The organism is Clostridioides sp. LIBA-7602 (assembly GCF_056688945.1).
The window spans coordinates 48,632-68,958 of sequence record NZ_CP196992.1 but is presented as its reverse complement, the minus strand read 5'-3'; the positions used below and the strand labels follow the sequence as shown (position 1 = coordinate 68,958).

Annotated in this window: 16 protein-coding genes and 1 pseudogene; 7 read left to right on the top strand and 10 right to left on the bottom strand. The window is 26.0% G+C overall.

Annotated elements, in window-relative coordinates:
• Positions 1 to 20: 20 nt before the first annotated feature.
• Complete coding sequence (locus ACTG45_RS20210) at positions 21 to 218, bottom strand: hypothetical protein (protein ID WP_021383395.1); 198 nt, start codon at positions 216 to 218, stop codon at positions 21 to 23.
• A 240-nt stretch (positions 219 to 458) separates the two neighbouring features.
• Here ACTG45_RS20210 and ACTG45_RS20205 point away from each other — a divergent pair, with 240 nt between their 5' ends.
• Both ACTG45_RS20205 and ACTG45_RS20200 read left to right on the top strand, forming a co-directional pair.
• Positions 459 to 680, top strand: a complete 222-nt coding sequence (locus ACTG45_RS20205) for a hypothetical protein (RefSeq protein WP_021383424.1) — start codon at positions 459 to 461, stop codon at positions 678 to 680.
• Positions 681 to 739: 59 nt separating this feature from the next.
• Positions 740 to 961: a LexA family protein gene (locus ACTG45_RS20200; RefSeq protein ID WP_021383390.1), complete on the top strand. Its 222-nt coding sequence runs from the start codon at positions 740 to 742 to the stop codon at positions 959 to 961.
• Between the two features lie 173 nt (positions 962 to 1,134).
• Here ACTG45_RS20200 and ACTG45_RS20195 read toward each other — a convergent pair whose 3' ends face one another.
• Positions 1,135 to 1,482: a hypothetical protein gene (locus ACTG45_RS20195; protein WP_102822218.1), complete on the bottom strand. Its 348-nt coding sequence runs from the start codon at positions 1,480 to 1,482 to the stop codon at positions 1,135 to 1,137.
• 47 nt (positions 1,483 to 1,529) lie between these two features.
• A complete protein-coding gene (locus tag ACTG45_RS20190; protein ID WP_021383436.1) occupies positions 1,530 to 1,982 on the bottom strand; it encodes a hypothetical protein in 453 nt (150 codons plus the stop codon).
• A 456-nt stretch (positions 1,983 to 2,438) separates the two neighbouring features.
• Between ACTG45_RS20190 and ACTG45_RS20185 the strand changes: the two genes are divergently transcribed.
• Positions 2,439 to 2,684: a helix-turn-helix transcriptional regulator gene (locus ACTG45_RS20185; protein ID WP_021383410.1), complete on the top strand. Its 246-nt coding sequence runs from the start codon at positions 2,439 to 2,441 to the stop codon at positions 2,682 to 2,684.
• Positions 2,685 to 2,706: 22 nt separating this feature from the next.
• Here ACTG45_RS20185 and ACTG45_RS20180 read toward each other — a convergent pair whose 3' ends face one another.
• Positions 2,707 to 2,916 carry a hypothetical protein gene (locus ACTG45_RS20180; RefSeq protein WP_021383397.1) on the bottom strand — a complete coding sequence of 70 codons (210 nt, stop codon included), beginning with the start codon at positions 2,914 to 2,916 and terminating at the stop codon, positions 2,707 to 2,709.
• Between the two features lie 111 nt (positions 2,917 to 3,027).
• Here ACTG45_RS20180 and ACTG45_RS20175 point away from each other — a divergent pair, with 111 nt between their 5' ends.
• On the top strand, positions 3,028 to 3,273 hold the full coding sequence (locus ACTG45_RS20175) for a helix-turn-helix transcriptional regulator (protein ID WP_102822217.1): 246 nt from the start codon (positions 3,028 to 3,030) through the stop codon (positions 3,271 to 3,273).
• A gap of 154 nt (positions 3,274 to 3,427) precedes the next feature.
• Here ACTG45_RS20175 and ACTG45_RS20170 read toward each other — a convergent pair whose 3' ends face one another.
• From ACTG45_RS20170 to ACTG45_RS20160, 3 genes and pseudogenes are all read right to left on the bottom strand, one after another.
• The gene (locus ACTG45_RS20170; protein WP_479920307.1) at positions 3,428 to 3,643 is read right to left on the bottom strand and encodes a hypothetical protein; all 216 of its coding nucleotides are present in this window, start codon (positions 3,641 to 3,643) and stop codon (positions 3,428 to 3,430) included.
• Positions 3,644 to 3,730: 87 nt separating this feature from the next.
• Positions 3,731 to 4,555, bottom strand: a pseudogene (locus tag ACTG45_RS20165) (M56 family metallopeptidase); the annotation flags it as partial.
• Positions 4,556 to 4,924 (bottom strand): BlaI/MecI/CopY family transcriptional regulator, encoded by a 369-nt coding sequence (locus ACTG45_RS20160; protein ID WP_235684380.1) that lies wholly within the window; start codon positions 4,922 to 4,924, stop codon positions 4,556 to 4,558. It lies immediately after the preceding pseudogene.
• 431 nt (positions 4,925 to 5,355) lie between these two features.
• Between ACTG45_RS20160 and ACTG45_RS20155 the strand changes: the two genes are divergently transcribed.
• Positions 5,356 to 6,471, top strand: a complete 1,116-nt coding sequence (locus ACTG45_RS20155; protein WP_102822214.1) for a tyrosine-type recombinase/integrase — start codon at positions 5,356 to 5,358, stop codon at positions 6,469 to 6,471.
• Positions 6,472 to 6,770: 299 nt separating this feature from the next.
• Here ACTG45_RS20155 and ACTG45_RS20150 read toward each other — a convergent pair whose 3' ends face one another.
• The 3 genes from ACTG45_RS20150 to ACTG45_RS20140 all read right to left on the bottom strand — a co-directional run bounded on the left by ACTG45_RS20150 (position 6,771) and on the right by ACTG45_RS20140 (position 11,861).
• A complete protein-coding gene (locus tag ACTG45_RS20150; protein WP_102822213.1) occupies positions 6,771 to 9,416 on the bottom strand; it encodes a binary toxin-like calcium binding domain-containing protein in 2,646 nt (881 codons plus the stop codon).
• 41 nt (positions 9,417 to 9,457) lie between these two features.
• Entirely contained in the window at positions 9,458 to 10,840 is a 1,383-nt protein-coding gene (locus ACTG45_RS20145) for an ADP-ribosyltransferase (protein WP_102822212.1), read from the bottom strand.
• 259 nt (positions 10,841 to 11,099) lie between these two features.
• A complete protein-coding gene (locus ACTG45_RS20140; protein ID WP_054269367.1) occupies positions 11,100 to 11,861 on the bottom strand; it encodes a response regulator transcription factor in 762 nt (253 codons plus the stop codon).
• Between the two features lie 308 nt (positions 11,862 to 12,169).
• Here ACTG45_RS20140 and ACTG45_RS20135 point away from each other — a divergent pair, with 308 nt between their 5' ends.
• Both ACTG45_RS20135 and tcdB read left to right on the top strand, forming a co-directional pair.
• The gene (locus ACTG45_RS20135; protein WP_102822211.1) at positions 12,170 to 12,724 is read left to right on the top strand and encodes an RNA polymerase sigma factor; all 555 of its coding nucleotides are present in this window, start codon (positions 12,170 to 12,172) and stop codon (positions 12,722 to 12,724) included.
• 331 nt (positions 12,725 to 13,055) lie between these two features.
• Positions 13,056 to 20,159, top strand: coding sequence for a glycosylating toxin TcdB (gene tcdB / locus ACTG45_RS20130; RefSeq protein WP_479920306.1), 7,104 nt, complete (start codon positions 13,056 to 13,058; stop codon positions 20,157 to 20,159).
• The last annotated feature ends 168 nt before the right edge of the window (positions 20,160 to 20,327 follow it).

Genomic DNA, 20,327 nt, shown 5'->3' with positions numbered 1-20,327 from the left:
AAAAATTTAATCTCCTTATATTATTTACTTTTGAATAGACTCATCATAAGGTTAAATATAACAAATCCAATGGTCAAACCTAGTTCATTTATTGGTATATATTTTATGTTGTTAAAGCTATTCAGAGCAGATAAACTTGAAACTATAGTCATATAAAAGATAACTATTAAAATTGGTATGGAGATACTTACATCCAGCTCTAATTCATGCTCTTTCATAATATTACTCCTTTCAACATTAATTTATTTAGCTTTATTATAGCATTTAATCTAAGTTTGTTTTAGTATTTTGTCTTAGAATAGGTTCACACTCTTATTTTGTATGTTGAAATAAAATATTTTTATAGCAATATATTATTATTAAGGCAACTTATAATCTTCTTAAAATACACAATAACAGGACCATTATATGTTATAATATAGTAAAATATATTATTTTATTAATGAGAGGTGAACTTTATGACAAAATATTATATAACTGATTATATAACAGATGATGGGATACATATTGAAATTCTTCAAGCTTGGGAGTATGAAAATGATTGCTATATTAAACTACTTAATAAAAAGATTTTAAATAATGCTATATGTAATGAAGAAATATTATGCTATCAAGATCCATATTCTGAAGGTTATTCTGGATGTGAGATAGATTATGAGGAATATATAAAATTAGCATAACACTTATTTTTACCTTATAATCGAACGTACGTTTTACAACAGTAAAGGGATGTGTATATATGAGTAAAGATTTATCAGACAATCAGCTTCTAATTTTAGATGTGATAAAAAAAGAAATATCAATAAAAGGATATCCTCCTTCTATCAGAGATATTTGCCATGCTGTTGGTCTTAGTTCAACTTCATCTGTATATGAGAACTTAAATAAGCTAGAAGCTAAAGGATATATTAAAAGAGAATCAAACAAACCAAGAGCAATTCAAATTTTAAAAAATAGATAATGATGAATTGAAAAAATATCTAAAAATTAAGTAGACTATTTGAAAGGCAGTAAATTTATATTACCCTTCAAATAGCCTACTATTAATAATGTTCTAATTTTACTTTTTCAAGATTTTCTAGATGGATTTCATCTAATATTTTTAATTTGCCAAATGCCATTAATTCATATTTTCTATATTTTGACTTTATTATCTTTAATCTTAAATACGATATATATACAAGTGATTATACTTATGATGAATAAAATCCTTATTAATGAATTAAAAGTATTATATGCTAAAAAGCTTGAAATACTAATAAAGAGAATCGCTATAACAGCAATTTTAATATAGGAACCAAACTCAATATTCTTATTATATTCAAGTAACATACCTATGTTTAGTTTATCTTCTTCTATTTTTTCTATAGATTCATGTAGTTCTAAATTACAATAATCAGCTTTATAATCCGCTCTATAATTTTTATAGAAATCATTCATCATTTGCTCTTCAGCATTACCAAATTTATAAATATATGACATATATATAGCCTTCCTTTATTATGTATTATTGAGTACATGTTATTTATTTAAAGATCTTCAAAGAACTCTTTTTTTATTTCTGTACACCTGGTATTTTTTATATCCTCTAATACATTTAATGCACTAAAATCAATTAAATCATAATGTTTATATTTTATATTTATTTCCCTTATCTTTAAGTATAGTAAACAAGTAAATAACACTATACCAAAAACAAATAAATATTGTAATGGTGAATTAGAAGCATGATAGACATTAATACTTAAAAATAAATACATCAGAATACTTATAATTGTTATAATTATAAAAACTATTTTTCGCTTTAAGTTTCTTTCCCTCATACAAATTCGTATAAATACATCTTCACTTGTTATATCTCTATATAATTGAGAAACATCAAAATTTCTGTATTTATCCTCATATTTTCTCTTATTTAATTTATCATATTCTTTTAGTATTTTCTTTTCATAATCATCTCTTGGTTCATATATGTAAGACATTCTTTGTCCTCCAGTTCACTTTAAATTAATTTTATCTATTACATACTTTTTGTAATTCTGTATTTATACATGAAGCAGTATAAACATAAATAATAGATATAAGGATAAAGCTTATAAGTACTTTATATTCTTCATGTTATAAAGGCTCTTCTATAAGTAACAATATCAGTTTTTCAGCATTGGATCTTCAGATTACCAACTCATCTAAACGCATGTAACTTTCCTCTTAATTTATATTTTATATTAATAACATAAATTTTTCTATATAGGTCAAAATATATTTGAATTAAATTCTTCATTATAGATAAATCAACAAATTCTTAAATAAAACATATCTTAAAAAATTATTTATATATATATATAATTGTAATTCTACAATTACAATTATAATCTGTTTTTCTGTTAAACTCAAAAAGAGTAACTCTACAATTACAAAATTTAAAAGGAGGATAGACTATGCATCAATGGTTTTATCAAGACGACAATTATAATATAGGAAGTGCATTAAAAAGATTGCGTAAAAGAATGGGTTTATCACAAGAACAGGTGTCCTCAAAATTACAAACAATGGGGTACAATGTTTCTAGAGCAGCATATGCTCAGATGGAAAAAGGTACATATGGTATTCGGATAAGTGTGTTAGTTGCACTTAAACAGATATTTGATGCAGAATATGGGGATTTTTTTTCAGACTTGCCTTAAGTTAAGTAAGCCTAAGTAATATTTATTCTATGTCTATTTTATTCTCATCATTAAGAAGGCAATTTAGTCTACACGAAATCATGTAACTTAACTCTTGAAAACCAGCTTTTTCAAGTAGTAACATAATTTTGTAATTATTTTGAGGTCCTGTTTCTCTAGTGCCACATACAATTTCCCATTCATGTGGATATTCTATTGACCATTGTGATAACTCTATATTTTTTTTATTCAAGTATATACACCTCCTATTGTAATTCTACAATTACAATTATAGCTAATATTTATGCTAATATCAAGTAAAATATGTAATTCTACGGTTACAAATACTTAAGGAGGATAGACCATGTCACAGTGGCTTTATCAAGAAAATAATTATACTATAGGAAATGCATTAAAAAGGTTACGTAAAAAAACAGGCTTGTCACAAGAGCAAGTATCTTCAAAGTTACAAATAATGGGGTGCAATATTTCTAGAGCAGCATATGCTCAAATGGAGACAGGTACATATGGCATTCGGCTAAGTGTGTTAATTGCACTTAAATATATATTCAATGCAGAGTATAAAGATTTCTTTTCAGACTTGCCTTAAAATTAAATTTAATATGTATTATATCCCTTAATAATAAAAAGGTATGTATAGCACATACCTTTACTCAGTCAGTGTGAAATTTTTATAAATATATCTGATTATATCATAGTAATAATTAAAAATAAAACATTAATAAAAACGTTTATATAGAATATTATTCTATTGTATTGTCTGTATTATATATCTCTATTTTATCAGTATCTCTAGGAACTTCACCTATTTTTTTACATTTTTCTTCATAAAGTTTTCTTACATGTTCTGGAGCTGTCGCATATGTATAATCTGTAGTTTCAAAACTAAATCCAGTACTTGGTACAACAGTTTTATTTTCAGATAAACTTTTCTTTTTTAGTGGTGCTTGTGCATTCACATCAATAAAAGAAAAACATGAACCTATAAATATTAGAATAGCAAGGATTATTCCACGTTTACCTCTTCTTTTTCCAATACTTTTTATTCTTATCTCTAAATTTGTTTTTGTAAACTCTGTTGCCAACATACCCATTTTATTGAGATTATTTAGCTCAATTGCACGTAAAATAGTTAGTGCATATTCTTTTTTCTGTTTAGATGAACATTCATTAATAACACTTTCATCACAACATAGTTCACAATCAGAATCAATTTTCTTGCTCATAATATAAACAAAAGGATTGAACTAATAAATAGCTTTTACAAAGACTACTATAAATTTTATCAAGATATCTCTATGTTTAAAATGTGTTAACTCATGTTTTAAAATCCAATAAATATTTTCTCCATCATATGGAAGGTCCAATAAAAATATATATGGTTTAAATAATCCTACACCTGCTGGACTGGCTAATTCATCTGTATACCTTAGAGGAATATTGTTTTTTATATTTAATTCAGATAATAACTCTCTGTAAGTACTATTTATATTTTCATCTTCAACCTCGAAAGAAGTATCAACAATAAGATTCTTAAATTTTACATATTTAATTAATAGACGAGCTAAATAAAATATAACTCCAATTATCCATATACATATAAATAAAAGTGTAAGGTTTTTGTTTGGATGATTATTATTAAAATTAGTTATATTATCAATTAGAGTATAACTTTCTTTTGTTTTTGTTTTAAATTCAATTGAACAAGAAACAGGAAAAAGTAACATTCTAAAAAGAATAATTAGCCAAATATAATAATTAAACTTTTTACTAAATATTTTAAATATACATGTTTTGAGAATTATCAATATACAAATACCTAAACTACTTATTAATGTTGTCTTTAATAAATTTTCAAATAAAACATTCATTTATTTCTCCAAATCATTCGCTATTTCTATAAGATGCTCAAATTCTTCTTTTTTTAAGATATTATCTTCATATAATGAAAGAAATAGACTTCCTACTGAATTATTATGCAAGTTACTTACAAAATCTTTTGTTACATAGTTTAAGTATTCTCTATATTCAATTATAATTTTATAATGTGTATATCTATCAATTTTTTCAGCTGATAAAAATTTTCTTTTAACAAGCTTTGATAGAAGTGTTAGCGTAGTTGTCTGCTTCCAATCATATTCATTTTGCATTGCTTCAATAACCTCTTTAGAAATCACATTATCATTTTTCTCCCAAATAAATTTCATTACTTTTAATTCTGCATCTGGTATTTTCTGCATAATAAATCCCCCTAAAGTATATTGCATTTTAATACTGTAAAATAAAAATAATTATATTAATAAAAATCTTATCTATTAAGATAATAGTACACGAATAATTAAGAATATTCTATACAAAATTTAATATTAGTCACTATAAAAAATAATGACCTTCTAATAGCCATTTAGAAACGAATATTTTTTATCGCTTTATAATTTATCCTATGGCAAATTATAATGCCTTAAAATCGAAATTTATATTTAATTATTAAAATAATAACTAATATCATAGAATTATTAATTCTATGATATTTTTTTATAACTATTTATATTACAAGGATATATAATTAATATTCTTATAATTTTCAGTTATAATTCAGCAAAATCACACTTTTATTTATTTTTTAATGGTATAATTAACATATAAAGCTTTTTAAGAAAGGTGGTTTTCTATGACTGGGTTCATAAGAATTGTAAATAAAAAGTACATAGTCTACTTAGAATATAAAGATGAACTTACTGGTAAGAAAAAACAAAAGAACATGGGTTCTTTTACTAAAAAAAGAGAAGCTAATAAAAGATTGGCCGAAGTAAAAGATAGTATGTATAAAAATAACATACTAATCCCAAATAATATTTTATTTGAGAATTTTTTAAAAACATTTATAGAAGAATATAAATCTAAATGGTCCATAACTACCTATAGTAAATATATCAATATATGTAATAAATATATAATAAAATATCTTGGTAAAATGAGAGTTCAAGATATTGATACAATACATATACAAAATTATATAAACACCTTGTCAGATACTCTAAGTTCTAAAACCTTAAAAATACACATTAATATAATGAAACTTGCATTTGAAAATGCTTTTGACTTAAGAATAATTGATAAAAATCCAACTAAAGGAATAGATATAGTTAAATCAAAGAAATTTAAAAATGAAATTTATGATGAAGAACAAATAATAAGATTATTAGAAGCCTGTAAAAATACCGCTTTAGAGCTTCATATAAATTTAGGTGTTGGTCTTGGTATGAGGATATCTGAAATATTAGGTCTTTCATGGGAAAATATAGACTTTGAGAGAAAAATAATTTCAATAGAGAAAATCACTGCAAAAGTTAATGGAGAAGTCATACTGAAGGATACCAAAACTGAGAGTTCAATCAGAAAGATATCGGCTCCAGATGAAATAATGAATCTCATATTAAAACATAAATTGGAGCAAGAAAGAGAGCTACTGAATATTGATATAGAAAATAAATATAATCTATTATTTATTAATAAGAAGGGCTCTCCTATAGATGAAAGTGTTATAAGTCATAGATTTAGAAGATTCCTGGAATATGAGCAACTTCCTCATATTAGGTTTCATGATTTAAGACATTCACATGTTACGTTACTTATGAACTCACATATACCTATAAAAGTTATTTCAGAAAGAGTTGGCCATTCAAATGTTAATACCACTCTGAATATATATTCTCATGTACTTGATGAAATGGATAGAGAAGCTTCAGATAAAATTGCAAGCAAATTATATAAGGATGAATCATAAGGGGAAGATTTACAAAGAGCTATAAATGGAAGATAGAGAGTCATTTTCATAAAATTAATTTTAAAATTTACTAATATTTAAAATTAATAAAAAAATACCATAAGAAAATCGTTGAAAAATATAATTTTCTTATGGTATAAATTATATATTGTATTTTAGGGAGTTTGAAGTGGCTTTATTTTATACTAGTTAATACTAAGTACTAGTATCTCTCTATTATCTAAAGTAACTTCATATATTTTAAATTTTTTATATCTTATAACCTTATTTAAATTAGTTTAATAGGTTGAGAATTATATTTATTTATGATATTCATAAACGAGTACTTCTCTATTATCAGGTGTAACAGCATATATTTTCATTGGCTTATATGTTAATACATTTGCTAAATCTGTATCATAAGTTTTAAAGTTTATATAATTAGTTTTAGGTTGATTTTCATCTCCTCCATAATTACGCATTTCTTTTTCTCTAGTACCTATGTCTTTGTACACTCCATTTCCTGTAGAATCTTCAAGAGTCGCATATACATGGTATTTATTAATATAATTAAGTACATCTTTATTAGTATCAGTAGGCTTAAAGTAATATCCTTTAAAATAAGATTGACCAGTACTCATATTCCATTCAAAGTCTGCATAGTATGTTTTATGTGCATCTATTATTTCTTGATCAGTTGGGACTTTAATCTCTGGCTCTTTAAGTACTTCAGGTGTACTATTTAATTCTGTAATAGATAAATTATCTAAAAATATTGCTCCACTACCATTTAAAGTTATTTCTATATCAGAAGAATCTTTTCCAGTTGTTTCAAATTCATAACTAAACTTTGTATAATTCTTTTCTGGTACTAAATAATCTGTTTTATCTTCCTTTGCTTTTATATTTACAGATATTGAATTAGATACTGAAGGATCTTTTGAATATCCACTAAAAACATAACGCTTATAAGGTTTTAATTTAGACATTGGTATTGTAATCTTAGTCTGTCCATTGAGTTTATTTGCTGCCCCTCGTAAGCCTTCTTTATTTATAGTATTAATATTGCTCCATTCACTAGGATAATTGTTATAATCATCAAAATTAGTAAAGTATGTTGGTGTTTTTATAAGTATATTCATACCTCTCTCAAGTTTAACATTATATATTTTTTTATCATCTAAAGATTTTAATCTCTCTTTAATTGTATCAGCTGTATAATTATCAAATACAAGTTCAACACAACTTTCATCTATTGGTGTCCCATTAAAATATAATAAACCATCTTTTTGAGTAGCACCAAATGCTTTTTCAATTGCTTGACCAATTGTAAGTTCTGGAGTTTTATCTTCTGGCTCATATGAATCTTTAGCAGCAACACGTCTCTCATAAGTTTCATTTCCTATATCTAGTATAAAAGATGCAGATATGCTATCAACTTGACTTATATAGTCTGACCAACTATTTCCTTCTGTTACTATTTGTCCTTGACTGTTTTTTGTACCAAAGTTTCCACTTACTTGCGTTGTTTCTAGTTTAATTTGTTTCCCAGAATCTAATTTTTTCATTTGTTCATAATTTAATGGTATTAATCTAGAACTGAACTGGTCCATTGTATTAAGTGCTAAAGGAGATACCCCTTTTTTAGGATATGTGTCATTAGGAGATAAATTGTTACCAATTTGATTTTCTTGTGCTTTAATAGTTGATAGTGTATCTCCATCTAACACTAAGTTTGTTGTTGGTGTTACTTTATACATAGGTGCAGTACCTGTGTTATAGTATCTAACATTAGCATTTATATATGCTGATTCACTTTTGCTTATTTGTAAACCTGTATTCCAAGATTCCCCATTACTATCTTGTACAGCTGTTGAATTATCTGTTGTATGAGAATAGTTTGCTGTTACACTTCCTGTGAAACCATTTTGATATCCAGCAGTAACAGATACGCCTACTGTATTTGCATCAGTTTTACTGTTTGTAGTAGCTCTAGAAACTGTTTTACCAACATCAGAAGATGCATGCTCATTTGTAGACAATATTAATTTTTCCATACCAACTCCAACTACTGGATAAGCTGCAACTAGTGGATCTCTTGCTTCTTTACTTATCGCTTTATCAAATGTGCCAGATGCCTTTTCATAATCTGTATATGGGTCTCCAGCAGTATTTGGCTCTAAGTAGTTTGATACATATTTTTTATATCCTTGTTCTGCAAAACTATCTTCCCATTTTACTGCAATTAAGTCTTTTATAGTATATCCATTTCTTTCATATGCATCTGGTATATTATCATTATCTGTATCTAAGTCTTCATCTTCCCAATCAGACATCAAATTTGGATCAAAGAAATTATTATTTGGAATAAATGGATCATTTTTCTCTATTTTTGAGTAATCTCTTAAAAATAAATTTTCTTCTGGTATAATGGTTTTGTTACCATTTGATTCCCAATAAAGTTTAGGTGACGATAGATTATCTATAGTTCCTAGATTGTTGTCTTGCAATTCTATTCTAATTTTATATTCCTTACCCTTTTCCATTTTAGCTTTAATTGTGTTTGCAACATCACCTTTAGCATCTATCTGCATCAAGATATCTTCTCTATCAGTAGACAGTGTATATTCTCCATCCATTGATGGAATTATTCTTCCTGTCCAGCGTATAGATTTTACATCTGATACATCTTTATCTAAAAGCTTATCTACCTTCTTTTCTTCAAATTTCAAATTACCATCTTTTATTGGAGCCATTAATTCTAGATCTTTAAAATGTTCATCTGTGAAATAATATCCCATTAATCCATTACTTGGGAGTGTATCTTCACTTACAACTTCTCTTTTCTTAGTAGAGTGATAATTATTATTAGTTTGTGCATATACAGGATATGCTAGAGCTTGACTAACGATAGCTGTAAGTGTTAAAAAACTCAGTAATTTTTTATTTTTCATTTGTACCTTCATTTTTTCTCCCCCTTATATTAGAAATATTATTAAATTAATTGTTAATTTAATAATGTTGCATCAACAATTAATTTTGTTGTAGTTTTATCTTTATAAGTATCAACTTTATTAATCTTAAACTTACTACCATGGTTTAATAAAACCTCATATTCTCCACCATAGCCAGGTATAGCTGATAAGTAAGCACCAGGAGAACCTTTAGGTATACTTATACGTAGTACTATTTTTCTAGGAGCAAATGCACTCATGTTTGCACTGCCTATACTAGTACTTACAAAATTTTGATATGTTAATGTTTGTCCTTCCCATTTTTCCTTAAATGCATTTACATTTGCTTCTATATTAAAATTGTATCCTGGTGATGAAATTTCTAAACCGAATTCAGGAGCTCCAGCTCTTCTATATACAGTTAAATTTGATGGAATAGGCTTACTTTTTAATGCATTTTCTATATTATTTATTTGAGAATCTAATTTTGGGTCAGGATTATTTGTTGGCCCATTTTCTAACAGATATTTATTGATAGCGACATAGTCTCCACGCATATAACCATTTATATCAGCAAGTTGTTCAGGAGTCAATTTATTACTCCAGTCATTATAATTTTCTTTTCCCCAAGAATCTCCTTTGGCTACATCTTCTTTAAAATCAAGGCTACTTACTAAAGATGCCTCAACTTTTATATATTGTTTTCCGCCTATAACTATACGAACTGTTTTATCAACTTTAACACTATATCCTTGTTCTATTAGTGTACTTACAGATTCATTACTTTGTTGATATGGTAACATCCCAGTTCCTTTAGGTAATTTTAAATGTACAAGTAATGGTGTAGGTTTACTGTCTTGATTGCCTGGTTCATATAAAGATATATCTTTAAATCCGTCTTGTTTAAATAATCTGTCTTGAACAGTATCTTTAAATTCATTAAATTTCTCTAAACTGATTTCATTTTCTGTATTTCCTCTAATTTCGCCCTTAAAAGCAAATCTATCAGCAGATTCAAAATAGTAAACATACATAGGTTTATCTAGCTTGTTTTTTGATATCGCACTTTTAAGATCCTTATAATCTTTTTCAAAAGGATTCTCTTTTATTTCATAGTCATAAAAATAATTTCTTTCTCTAGAATACTTACTTATTTCTGATGCATTTTTCTTATATTCTGCTAAAGCTTCTTTCTCTACTTTTTCAAGACCCTTTTCAACCCTTTCAGCTTCTTTTCTTTCCCATTCTTTAGCTTTTTCCTTATCTTTAAAAAAATCTTCTGGTCTTTCTATTCCTGCCTTATAAGCAGTGGTAGTTATTTTTTGAGGTGAATATTCTACTAAATTTTCAGCATAAGTTCCTCCACTGAATAAGAGACTTGTTAAAATAAGACTTAGTACTAATATTTTAGAAATATAACTTCTAATCTTTTTCATTTAAAATACCTCCTCACATTATTTTAAATATTTATTAATTTAATTATATAATCTAAATATAAAAATATTAGTTAGATTTCAAAATCAATATTTTAGTGGTCATTAAATAGTTTATTCGACACAAAGAAATTGTTTAAAATATAAAAAAATAATTTTTCTGCTTTGAAAACGGGTTTTTAGGAAATAATATAATAATTTATGTAAAATAGCATATTAAAAAAGGTATAAAATAACGTATTATTTTACACCTTTTTATATCTTAAACTGATACTTCTTTCATTCTAAGTTGTTTTTTTACAGATTGTAGAGATCTATCAGATATAGGACATTTATCTCCATTACTCATTTTTACAAATTTTCCTTTTACATTTAGAGAAATTATATGCTCTCTATTAACTATAAATGATTTATGTATACGAAATAGACATTCATCTAAATCTACTATAGATTTTAAACTTCTGTATAATTCGATTTCTTGTTCTTCAGTTACTAATTTTATTTTATGAGGGGCAGTACATGTTTCAAAATAAATTATATCGCTAAATGGGATTCTCCAAAGCTCAAATTTTCTATAAATAACAAAAAAATTTTCTGGATAATTTATTTCCTTTAAATATCTTTCATGAGAGGTTTTAATACAAGCTCTTATTCTGCCTTCAGCAATATCCATATCGTATTTAGATATAAAATCCATAGCTTCAAGCCTATAATAAAAAATACTCATACTTATTTCAACATAATTTGAAATAAATATAATAGGACTTAAATAGTCATTTCTTCTAATTTCTTGGGCCAACCATAGTCCATCACACATATATTTATTTAAGTTATATTCAAAATCAACTCCAATAAAAAATATCCTTACTTTATTTTTTGCATCAATATCCTTTAACAATAAATCTACATTATGATATAGTTTTACAATATCATTATCAAATCCCTCTTTAATTAGTATGTTATTTATACAGTCTTTTAACTTTCTTCCAAAATTTACATCGTTATCAAACAATAATATATCCATTCATATTCCTCCTATTACAATAAAATTTTCGAATATTCAAAAAAAAGAAAAATATATAAATATATATATATAATATAACGTTTTGCAAACTACATCAATAAAATATTTTATTTTTGTAGTTTACAAATAAAATATTTTTTTTCTTTATTCACTTAATTTATTAAAATACATTTCTAAATTTGTTAATTAAGTCAATTTTTAAATTATATATATTCTAGAAACTATTGCAACTATATAATTTATTTATGCATAAATGTTGTCAAATCCCAAAAAAAAATATCATTATACATATAAAAGGGGATGATTTTATGCAAAAGTCTTTTTATGAATTAATTATTTTATCAAGAAGTAATTCAGCAGAAAATTTACAAGAACTTCTAATTACATTTAAACCATTAATAAAAAAACTTAGTAAATTTTTATATTATGAAGAGGGAGAAACAGACTTAATAATATTTTTTATTGAGTTAATAAAAAGTATTAATTTAAATAACTTCACAAAACAAAATGATGCTATTATAGTTAAATATATTCATAAATCTTTATTAAATAAGATGTTTCAGTTGTCTAAAAAACAATCTAGATCAAAACTTCAGTTCTTAGAACTTAATGAAAATATGCTGAATTTAAGAAATAATTATCCAAATGAGTATATATTTGAAGAAGATATTTGTTTTCAGGAATATATTTTTAACGAACTATCTGGTATTCAGAGAAAAGTTATTTTTTATAAATATTTAGAAGGATATTCTGACATAGAAATATCAATAAAATTAAAAATATCAAGGCAAGCTGTCAATAAAGCTAAAAATAGAGCCTTTAAAAAAATAAAAAAGGACTATGAAGATTATTTTAATTTATAACTAATGTATTTAAAATAATGCTTGCTCATTGAAATAAGATTTTAAAATTAAAATTAATTTAAAACTGATAATTTAATTCAAGAATATCTTAATTTTTTATATTATACTTACAAAAATGTTTACACATTTGTCTAAAATAATATCCTTATTCAATAGAAGATCAAATTAATCAATTTAATATCTTCAATTTAAAATGTTAGGAAGTGAATATATATGAAAACTTAAATTAAGATTAATCTATTCTTCAATTAGAAAGGAGGATATATAATAAAATTTTATAGTTTATAGGTAGAATAATCCAATAAAAATAAATAGTAAAGGAGAAGTTTTTATGAGCTTAGTTAACAGAAAGCAATTAGAAAAAATGGCAAATGTGAGATTTCGTGTTCAGGAAGATGAATATGTAGCAATATTAGATGCATTAGAAGAATATCATAATATGTCAGAAAATACTATAGTTGAAAAGTATCTAAAATTAAAAGATATAAACAGTTTAACAGATACCTATATAGATACATATAAAAAATCTGGTCGAAATAAAGCCTTAAAAAAATTTAAAGAGTACTTAGTTACAGAGATATTAGAATTAAAAAATAGCAATTTAACTCCAGTCGAGAAAAATTTACATTTTATATGGATTGGAGGGCAAATAAATGATACTGCTATTAATTATATAAACCAGTGGAAAGATGTAAATAGTGACTATAATGTTAATGTATTTTATGATAGTAATGCATTTTTGATAAATACATTGAAAAAAACTATAATAGAATCCGCATCAAATGACACTCTTGAATCATTTAGAGAAAATTTAAATGATCCTGAATTTAACCACACTGCATTTTTCAGAAAGCGTATGCAAATAATCTATGATAAACAGCAAAATTTCATAAATTACTATAAGGCTCAGAAAGAAGAAAATCCTGACCTTATAATTGATGATATTGTGAAATCATATCTTTCAGATGAGTATTCAAAAGATATAGATGAACTTAATGCTTATATTGAAGAGTCATTAAACAAAGTCACAGAAAATAGTGGAAATGATGTTAGAGACTTTGAAGAATTTAAAACTGGAGAAGTATTCAATTTATATGAACAAGAGCTAGTAGAAAGATGGAATCTTGCTGGTGCATCTGATATATTAAGAGTCGCTATATTGAAAAATATTGGTGGAGTCTATCTAGATGTTGATATGTTACCAGGAATACACCCCGATTTATTTAAAGATATAAACAAGCCTGATTCAGTAAAGACAGCTGTAGATTGGGAAGAAATACAATTAGAAGCCATAATGAAATATAAAGAATATATACCAGAATATACTTCAAAACATTTTGATACATTGAATGAAGAAGTTCAAAGTAGCTTTGAATCTGTTCTAGCTTCTAAGTCTGATAAGTCAGAAATATTTTTACCACTAGGAGATATAGAGGTATCACCTTTAGAAGTAAAAATTGCATTTGCCAAAGGTTCTATTATAAATCAAGCTCTAATTTCTGCAAAAGACTCATATTGTAGTGACTTACTAATAAAACAAATCCAAAACAGATATAAGATACTGAATGATACTTTAGGTCCAATTATTAGTCAAGGTAATGATTTTAATACTACAATGAACAATTTTGGTGAAAGTTTGGGAGCTATAGCTAATGAAGAGAATATAAGTTTTATAGCAAAAATCGGAAGTTATTTAAGGGTTGGATTTTATCCTGAAGCTAATACTACAATTACTTTAAGTGGTCCTACAATATATGCAGGAGCTTATAAAGATTTATTAACATTTAAAGAGATGAGCATAGATTCTTCTATATTGTCATCTGAGTTAAGAAATTTTGAATTTCCTAAGGTTAATATATCTCAAGCAACAGAACAAGAGAAAAGTAGTTTATGGCAATTTAATGAAGAAAGAGCTAAAATTCAATTTGAAGAATACAAGAAAAATTATTTTGAAGGTGCGCTTGGAGAAGATGATAATCTTGATTTTTCTCAAAATACAGTAACTGACAAAGAATATCTTTTAGAAAAGATCTCTTCATCAACGAAGAGTTCAGAAAGAGGATATGTTCATTATATTGTTCAATTACAAGGAGATAAAATTAGCTATGAAGCAGCATGTAACTTATTTGCAAAAAATCCTTATGACAGTATACTATTTCAAAAAAATATAGAAGATTCAGAAGTAGCATATTACTATAATCCTACAGATAGTGAAATACAAGAAATTGATAAGTATAGAATTCCTGATAGAATTTCTGATAGACCTAAGATTAAATTGACACTTATTGGTCATGGCAAAGCTGAGTTTAATACTGATATATTTGCAGGTCTTGATGTGGATTCATTATCTTCAGAAATAGAAACAATAATAGATTTAGCTAAAGCAGATATTTCTCCTAAATCTATAGAAATAAACTTACTGGGATGTAACATGTTTAGCTATTCTGTAAATGTAGAAGAGACTTATCCTGGAAAATTATTACTTAGAGTTAAAGATAAAGTATCAGAATTAATGCCATCTATAAGTCAAGACTCTATTATAGTAAGTGCAAATCAATATGAAGTTAGAATAAATAGTGAAGGAAGAAGAGAATTATTGGATCATTCTGGTGAATGGATAAATAAAGAAGAAAGTATTATAAAGGATATTTCATCAAAAGAATATATATCATTTAATCCTAAAGAAAATAAAATTATAGTAAAATCTAAAAATTTACCTGAATTATCTACATTATTACAAGAAATTAGAAACAAGTCTAATTCAAGTGATATTGAACTAGAAGAAAAAGTAATGTTAGCAGAATGTGAGATAAATGTTATTTCAAATATAGAGACACAAGTGGTAGAAGAAAGGATTGAAGAAGCTAAAAGCTTAACTTCTGACTCTATTAATTATATAAAGAATGAATTTAAACTAATAGAATCTATTTCTGATGCACTATACGACTTAAAACAACAGAATGAATTAGAAGATTCTCATTTTATATCTTTTGAGGATATATCGGAGACTGATGAAGGCTTTAGTATAAGATTTATTGATAAAGAAACTGGAGAATCTATATTTGTAGAAACTGAAAAGGCAATATTCTCTGAATATGCTAATCATATAACTGAAGAGATTTCTAAGATAAAAGGTACTATATTTGATACTGTAAATGGTAAGTTAGTAAAAAAAGTAAATTTAGATGCTACACATGAAGTGAATACTTTAAATGCTGCATTTTTTATACAATCATTAATAGAATATAATAGTTCTAAAGAATCTCTTAGTAATTTAAGTGTAGCAATGAAAGTTCAAGTTTATGCTCAATTATTTAGTACTGGTTTGAATACCATTACAGATGCAGCCAAAGTTGTTGAATTAGTATCAACTGCATTAGATGAAACTATAGATTTACTTCCTACATTATCTGAAGGATTACCTGTAATTGCAACTATCATAGATGGTGTAAGTTTAGGTGCAGCAATCAAAGAGCTAAGTGAAACAAGTGACCCATTATTAAGACAAGAAATAGAAGCTAAGATAGGTATAATGGCAGTAAATTTAACAGCAGCTACAACTGCAATAATTACTTCATCTTTAGGAATAGCTAGTGGATTTAGTATACTTTTAGTTCCTTTAGCAGGAATTTCAGTAGGTATACCAAGTTTAGTAAACAATGAGCTTATCCTAAGAGATAAAGCAACAAAAGTTGTAGATTATTTTAGTCATATATCATTAGCTGAGTCTGAAGGAGCATTTACTTCATTAGATGATAAAATAATGATGCCACAAGATGATTTAGTAATATCTGAGATAGACTTTAATAACAATTCAATAACTTTAGGTAAATGTGAAATATGGAGAATGGAAGGTGGTTCAGGTCATACTGTAACTAATGATATAGATCACTTCTTTTCATCACCATCAATAACATATAGAGAACCACATTTATCTATATATGATGTATTAGAAGTTAAAAAAGAAGAACTTGATTTGTCAAAAGATTTAATGGTATTACCTAATGCTCCAAATAGAGTGTTTGGCTGGGAAACAGGATGGACACCAGGTTTAAGAGGCTTAGAAAATGATGGTACAAAACTGTTAGACCGTATAAGAGACCAGTATGAAGGCCAGTTTTATTGGAGATTTTTCGCTTTTATAGCTGATGCTTTAATAACAACATTAAAACCAAGATATGAAGATACTAATGTAAGAATAAGTTTAGACAGTAATACTAGAAGCTTTATAGTCCCAGTGATAACTACAGAATATATAAGAGAGAAATTATCATATTCTTTTTATGGTTCGGGAGGAACTTATGCATTATCTCTTTCTCAATATAATATGAATATAAACATAGAATTAAATGAAAATGATACTTGGGTTATAGATGTCGACAATGTTGTAAGAGATGTCACTATAGAATCTGATAAAATTAAAAAAGGAGATTTAATAGAAAATATTTTATCTAAATTAAGTATTGAAGACAATAAAATTATTTTAGATAATCATGAAATTAATTTCTCTGGAACATTAAATGGAGGTAATGGATTTGTATCTTTAACATTCTCAATCTTAGAAGGAATAAATGCAGTTATAGAAGTTGATTTATTATCTAAATCATATAAAGTTCTTATTTCTGGTGAACTAAAAACATTGATGGCAAATTCAAATTCTGTTCAACAGAAAATAGATTATATAGGATTGAACAGCGAATTACAAAAAAATATACCTTATAGTTTTATGGATGATAAAGGAAAAGAAAATGGATTTATTAATTGTTCTACAAAAGAAGGTTTATTTGTATCTGAATTATCTGATGTAGTTCTCATAATTAAAGTTTATATGGACAATAGTAAACCTCCATTTGGATATTATAGTAATGATTTGAAAGATGTTAAAGCTATAACTAAAGATGATGTTATTATATTAACAGGGTATTATTTAAAAGATGATATAAAAATCTCTCTTTCTTTTACTATACAAGATAAAAATACTATAAAATTAAATGGAGTATATTTAGATGAAAATGGAGTAGCTGAAATATTGAAATTTATGAATAAAAAAGGTAGTACAAATACTTCAGATTCTTTAATGAGCTTTTTAGAAAGTATGAATATAAAAAGTATTTTCATAAAATCCTTAAAATCTAATGCTAAGCTTATATTAGATACTAATTTTATAATAAGTGCTACTACTTCTATTGGTCAATTTGAGTTTATTTGTGATAAAGATAATAATATACAACCATATTTCATTAAGTTTAATACGTTAGAAACTAAATATACTCTATATGTAGGTAATAGACAAAATATGATAGTAGAACCAAATTACGATTTAGATGATTCTGGAGATATCTCTTCAACTGTCATTAATTTTTCTCAGAAATACCTTTATGGAATAGACAGTTGTGTTAATAAAGTTATAATTTCGCCAAATATATATACAGATGAAATAAACATAACACCTATATATGAAGCAAATAATACTTATCCAGAAGTGATTGTATTAGATACAAATTATATAAGTGAAAAAATCAATATTAATATCAATGATTTATCTATACGATATGTATGGAGTAATGATGGAAGTGATTTTATTCTTATGTCAACTGATGAAGAGAACAAGGTATCACAAGTTAAAATAAGATTCACTAATGTTTTTAAAGGTAATACTATATCAGATAAGATATCTTTTAATTTTAGTGATAAGCAAGATGTATCTATAAATAAAATTATTTCAACATTTACCCCTTCATATTATGTGGAAGGATTACTTAATTATGATTTAGGTCTGATTTCTTTATACAATGAGAAATTTTATATTAATAACTTTGGAATGATGGTGTCTGGATTAGTATATATTAATGATTCATTATATTATTTCAAGCCACCAATAAAGAACTTGATAACTGGATTTACAACTATAGGTGATGATAAATACTACTTTAATCCAGATAATGGAGGAGCTGCTTCAGTTGGAGAAACAATAATTGATGGCAAAAACTACTATTTCAGCCAAAATGGAGTGTTACAAACAGGTGTATTTAGTACAGAAGATGGATTTAAATATTTTGCTCCAGCAGATACACTTGATGAAAATCTAGAAGGTGAAGCAATTAATTTTACTGGCAAACTAATTATTGATGAAAATATTTATTATTTTGGAGATAATTATAGAGCAGCTGAAGAATGGCAAACATTAGATGATGAAGTGTACTATTTTAGCACAGATACAGGTAGAGCTTTTAAAGGGCTAAATCAAATAGGTGATGATAAATTCTATTTCAACTCTGATGGTATTATGCAAAAAGGATTTGTTAATATAAATGATAAGACATTCTATTTTGATGATTCTGGTGTGATGAAGTCAGGATATACTGAAATAGATGGAAAATATTTTTACTTTGCTGAGAATGGAGAAATGCAAATAGGAGTATTTAATACAGCAGATGGATTTAAGTATTTTGCTCATCATGATGAAGATTTAGGAAATGAAGAAGGTGAAGCACTTTCATATTCTGGTATGCTTAATTTCAACAATAAGATTTATTATTTTGATGATTCATTTACAGCAATAGTTGGATGGAAAGATTTAGAAGATGGTTCAAAATATTACTTTGATGAGAATACAGCAGAGGCATCTATAGGTATATCAATAATCAATGATGGTAAATATTATTTTAATGATTCTGGAATTATGCAAATTGGATTTGTCACTATCAATGATAAAGTATTTTATTTCTCTGATTCTGGAATAGTAGAATCTGGAATGCAAAATATAGATGATAATTATTTCTATATAAGTGAAAATGGTCTAGTTCAAATAGGAGTGTTTGACACTTCAGATGGATATAAATACTTTGCTCCAGCTAATACTGTAAATGATAATATTTATGGACAAGCAGTTGAATATAGTGGCTTAGTTAGAGTTGGTGAAGATGTATATTATTTTGGAGAAACATATACAATTGAGACTGGATGGATATATGATATGGAAAATGAAAGTGATAAATATTATTTCGATCCAGAAACTAAAAAAGCATATAAAGGTATTAATGTAATTGATGATATAAAATACTATTTTGATGAGAATGCCATAATGAGAACAGGTCTTATAACATTTGAAGATAATCATTACTATTTTAATGAAGATGGTGTTATGCAATATGGTTATCTAAATATAGAAGATAAGATGTTCTACTTTAGTGAAGATGGTATTATGCAGATTGGAGTATTTAATACGCCAGATGGATTTAAATATTTTGCACATCAAAATACTTTAGATGAGAATTTTGAAGGAGAATCAATAAACTATACTGGTTGGTTAGATCTGGATGGTAAAAAATACTATTTCACAGAGGAATATATTGCAACAACTGGTTCAGTTACAATTGATGATGAGGAGTATTATTTTGATCCTGACACAGCTGAATTAGTAGTTAGTGAATAAATCAACTATATGATTTTATACTTGAATATAGAAAAAATGATTAATCAAATAAAGTTTTCTATCTAAAATAGAGATTTGAGAATAAAAAGGTGAACTATAGTTAATATATAGTAGTTCACCTTTTATATCCATAATAGTAGGAAAAATTTATCTTACTATAAAACCAGG